The sequence below is a fragment of the Kocuria sp. CPCC 205263 genome (assembly GCF_040981075.1).
GTDB classification, from domain to species: Bacteria; Actinomycetota; Actinomycetes; order Actinomycetales; family Micrococcaceae; genus Kocuria; species Kocuria rosea.
Window position 1 is genome coordinate 1 of record NZ_JAVKPV010000027.1, and the last position, 4,764, is coordinate 4,764.

Sequence of the window (4,764 nt, forward strand, 5' to 3'; positions counted from 1 at the left end):
GCCGCGAGGGCGGGGCCGAGGGCCTCCACGAGTACACCACCACCCAGTACATCGGCGTGGAGAACCCCTGGGCCACCGTCCCGACCCCCGGCACCGGCACCCCGGCCTGAGGTCCCGACCCGGGTAAGAGCCGTGGGACCTGGCACACCAGGTCTCACGGCTCTTCGCTGTTGCCGGGATACGACTTTGGACGGTGGTTCAGGATCGGCCCGGACCCTGTCGCTTTACATATGGCCGGCTACCGGACTCTTCCCACGGACTTGACGTCGCAATGTCAGTTCCTGAACCCGTATGCGCCCACATCAGGCGGCTTCCAGGTCTCGAGTCTGCAGTGCCGTGTACTGATCGGCCGAGCTCACCCGCGTGTAGCCCAGGACTGTCACCGCTTCCACTCCCCGGTGTCTCGTCAAAGGTCCCATCGCAGGGATTCCAGAAGCATCCTCGTGGGACACATTGATGGGCCGAGGTGGTGCCAGTGCGGGACCGGGGCGCTCGAGGCATTGAGGCAAGTGGCTGTCGGTCTCGTTAAAGGGTCGTTTGATGAGATTGGCCTGTGGCATCGCGTGACCGTCCAACGCAAGCCAACTACCTCGACGGTTAACCGCCCCAGGTTCAGGTCGCAGGGGTAACTAAGCCATGGGGCAGGTCACTCAGTAAATGATTGTCTGCGGCAGTCGGGTCTGCAGCGAAAGTGTGGCGGCCTCGGCGATGGCCTGCGCGCGGAGCCCATCGCGCAGGGTGACGGGTGGGGTCGCGTTCTCTTCGAGGGCCGACACGAAAGCCGCCAGGGCGGCTGAGTACGTGGGCTGGACCCGCTCGAACCATCCGGGGTGCAGGCCGTCGCTCGTGGAGGCGGAGCCGACGAAACGGGTGACATTGCCGGCGCGCATGCGACCCGATTCGGCCATGCCGGCCGATCCGAGGACTTCGATGCGTTCGTCGTAGCCGTAGCCGGTGTGACGGACGCTGTCGATCTGCACGAGTGCACCGCCGGGCAGGCGTAGGGTCGCGATCGAGGTGTCGACGTCGCCGATCTCCGCGACCCGCGGATCGGACAGCGCCGAGCCCATCACGTGCACCTCGATCGGGTCGGCGCCGGCGATCCAGCGTGCGAGATCGAAGAAGTGCACGGTCTGATCGCGCATCTGTCCGCCCGAGACCTGGAGGTATTCGATCGGCGGCAGCGACGGGCCGCGCGAGGTGAGCTGCATGAGCTCGATCTCGCCGAGCTCGCCCGAGTCGACCACGCGTTTGAGCGCGGCGTGGTCGCGGTCGAAGCGCCGGTTAAAGTCCACCATCGCGGGAATTCCGGCGGCCTCGACGTAGGCGACGACCTCTCTGGCTTGTGCGAGGTCGAGGTCGATCGGCTTCTCGACGAGTGCGGCGATCCCGGCATCGGCGGCGCGACGCAAATTCGCGGCGTGCGTGTCGGTCGAAGACGCGATGAAGACGGCATCCACCCCGGCTGGATCGAATGCCTGCTCGAGCGAGCGTGCGGGGCGGGCACCGTGGGCTACGGCGACGTGCGTCGCGCGCGCGGGGTCGACATCGTAGACGTAGCGGAATTCCACTCCCGGGTGAGCCGCGAGGCTATGGGCGTGGACGGAGCCGATGAATCCGGCGCCGATCAGGGCGAAGCGCTGCATATTTATCCTCAGGAGATCATGATGTCGAGCAGGTTGCGCATGGTGGTCGCGACCTTGAGGAAGTCGTGCTCGTTGGCCTTGTCGCTGAACATTTCCGAGCACCACCACCCGTCGTAGCCGGTCGATTTGATCGCGTCGATCCACTCCTGCAGCGGGATCGCGCCACCGCCGATGACGACGTTGCGGTGCACGCTCTGGTCGGGCACGTCGTTGATGCGGTCGAGGTCGAGGCCGTCGGAGATGTGTGCGGCCTTGATGAGCTCTTTCGGCGTGGCGGCGACCTCTTCGAGGGTGTCGCCGGTGGTCCAGTAGTGCCAGGTGTCCAGGGCGATGCCGACGTTGGCGCGGCCTGCGCGTTCGATGATCTCCAGCGAATGGCGGTGCCGGTTGAGGTTCGACCACGCGAGCGGCTCGAGGTAGAGGTCCAGACCGTGGTCGGCCGCGATGTCAGCGGCCTCGCGCACATTGGAGGCGGCCGCCTCCAGCGCCTCGTCCTCGCTCAGTCCCAGCGTCCCGCGGTAGCGGAGGTCCTCGGCGGTGAGCTTCCCGGCCTTGAAGTCCTTCACGACGTTCCAGTCGACGGGTCCGGTGCACAGCTGCAGGATCGGGGCGCCCAGCACCTCCGCGATACCCGCCATCCGCCTCACCTCGGCGAGGAACTCGGCGCGGTGCTCGCCCTGGCGTTCGAGGTCGAGCACCGCGCCGAGTCCTGTGACCTCCAGGCCCTCCAGGAGCGGCAGCAGCGACTCGGCGGAGTACCCCGCGTCGAGGTAGCGGTACAGCTTCGGGCTCTGCAGCTCGATGCCGCCGTAGCCTGCGGCTTTCGCTACGGCGATGTCGTTCACGACGTTGCCGTAGAACGTCGTGGTGACGTTCATCGAGAGCTTGGTCATGGTGCGACTCCTTCAGCTTGTTTAGTTTGTCCTAACAATAAGCCTTTTAGAGCGGGGGTGCACTGATCGATCGACGTCACGTCGAGTACTTGCGCTGCCTGGACGGCGATCGACGCGAGGAAAGGTGCCGGGGCACGCACGGGCTCGTGTTACCGGATCGGTGAACAGCTGGGTGTGCATCCCGGGGCGCTGCGCACCTGGGTGTAGCAGGCCGAGACCGACGAGGAGTCCGTTCCACAGGCGCCACCGAGGACCGGGACCGCATCAGCGAGCTCGAACGCAAAGTTCGCACTGCGGGGCACGCACGGTCGTACTCAGTGGCAAGCAGAAACCGTTCACGCTTCGTCTTCACTCGACAGACGCTTGGGCCACACCAGTCACACTGGGGTTAGTGGGTGCTCTCGCTGAGGCTGGTGGGTTCTTACACGCGGGCCAGGGAGTGGATGTCCTCTCGGAAAGCGGCAGCCACTTCTTCGCTGACGGTGGTGCGCGTGTCTTGGATGGCGTCGAGGTAGTCCGCTGTGGTGGGCCCAAGCTGGGTCTGGACAGGCGTGTCCGCGTAGACAGCCGTTTCCAGGGCTCGTTGTGACGCAGCGCGGGCAGCGAACTCGATGTCCGCCGGTGAGTAGCCCTCAGTGCGCGCCACCAACTGAGGTACGTCGACGGAGTCATGGACCGTGTCGGGAATGAACCGTTGCCACATGGCCGTTCGTGCTTCGGCGTCGGGCAGGCCGATCGGGATGACGTAGTCGAAGCGGCCGTGGCGCAGGAAGGCGGAGTCGAGGGCTCGGATGAAGTTGGTGGCGCACACCAGCAGGCGGCCGGGTTGCTCCCGGAAGGCCGGGATGATCTTGAGCAGCTCGTTGGTCACGCCCTGGGTGGGGCTGGGGGGCTCGCCGGAGCGGTGGGAGGCGATTTCCTCCACCTCGTCCAGGAACACCACCACGTGCTCCAGCTCGGAAATCTGCAGGAAAGTTTGGCGCAACGCCGCGGCCAAGCCGTCGGGTTCTGCGGCCAGGCGTGAGGGGAAGATCTCCACGAAGGGCCATTCCAGCCGGGAGGCGATGGCTTTGGCGAAGGTGGTCTTGCCGGTGCCTGGTGGGCCGAAGAGGACCACCGCCCGTGGGGGCACGACCCCGTAGGTGTCGGCCAGATCTGGTTCAGCCAGCGGGAGTACCAGGCGTCGTTCCAAGAGTTGCTTCTCCTGTTGCATCCCCGCCACGTTGTCCCACAGGTTCCGGGGGAGCACCCTGCCGCCCAGCAGGGTCAGGGGTTCCAGTTCGGTGCGTTGGACTGGGATGGTGCGCTCGAAGAAGCGCAGGTTCTTCACGTCCCGGAATCCCCTGCTGAGGAAGGGTCCGAGGCGGGTCTCGGTGGCCGGCATCAGGGCGGACAGCTTCGTCAGTCCCAGTGGTGCCATGCGGGTCTCGAGGGCAGCCAGTAGAGAGGTGCCGATGCCTCGGCCTCGCCAGTCTGGCAGCGTGGCCAGGTAGACCACCCAGCCTTGCTCGTGAGCGGCCCGCCCTACAGCTGCCCCGATGACCTCCTCTCCGTGCAGGGCGATGACGGCGTAGTCCTCCTGGCAGGAGGCCAGCACCTCGGAGAGGGAGTACACCGGCTCGACGCCGGCGGCCGTCATCGTGCTCCACAGGTGGAGCACCCCGTCCAAGTCCGAGGGGTGGAAGTCTCGAATCCGCCAAGCGGTCATGGGCACATCCCTTCGTGTCAGGCGCGGTGATCGGTCAGGTGAGGCTGTCCGGTTCCCGGCCGCCCTGAAAGGGCCAGGGCGTTCACCGTAGGTTTTGGTCAAGCAATGGCTCTGGTATTGGTGCGGGGACACCCTTTGTCAGTCAACGGGGGTCGACGAGAGGAGCAGCCTGGGAGTGGCAAGAGTTCAGTTGGGGCGGTAGAGGAGCCCCGAGTAAACCCATGATCGGTCACCGCTCCTCACCTCCGGGGGCACCCCTCGATGTTGCGGCCATCACAAAAATCTACCGCCCAGACCTCCAAACGTCCTGCATATGTCCTAACATAATGACATTAAGTCCAGTGAGACGTGGATCACGCGCCGAGTGCCGCTCGGACCGGCGAACCCTCACTGTGAAGAGCGCGTCGACCGCGCACCAACGAAGGAGCCTTCGATGGCTATATCTGCACCCCGGGAAGCAGCCGCTGCGCTGCCTCCCCTCACCTCCGGGCCGCATCGCAAGCGCCTCGGTCTCATC

The 4,764-nt window shown here is 65.7% G+C and carries 3 protein-coding genes; all 3 read right to left on the minus strand.

Going from position 1 to position 4,764, the window contains the following annotated elements:
- Window positions 1-650: 650 nt before the first annotated feature.
- Window positions 651-1,646 (minus strand): Gfo/Idh/MocA family oxidoreductase, encoded by a 996-nt coding sequence (locus RF647_RS18900; protein ID WP_368813076.1) that lies wholly within the window; start codon window positions 1,644-1,646, stop codon window positions 651-653.
- Window positions 1,647-1,654: 8 nt separating this feature from the next.
- On the minus strand, window positions 1,655-2,539 hold the full coding sequence (locus RF647_RS18905; protein WP_368813077.1) for a sugar phosphate isomerase/epimerase family protein: 885 nt from the start codon (window positions 2,537-2,539) through the stop codon (window positions 1,655-1,657).
- A 421-nt stretch (window positions 2,540-2,960) separates the two neighbouring features.
- The gene (locus RF647_RS18910; RefSeq protein ID WP_368813078.1) at window positions 2,961-4,247 is read right to left on the minus strand and encodes an ATP-binding protein; all 1,287 of its coding nucleotides are present in this window, start codon (window positions 4,245-4,247) and stop codon (window positions 2,961-2,963) included.
- Between the last annotated feature and the right edge of the window lie 517 nt (window positions 4,248-4,764).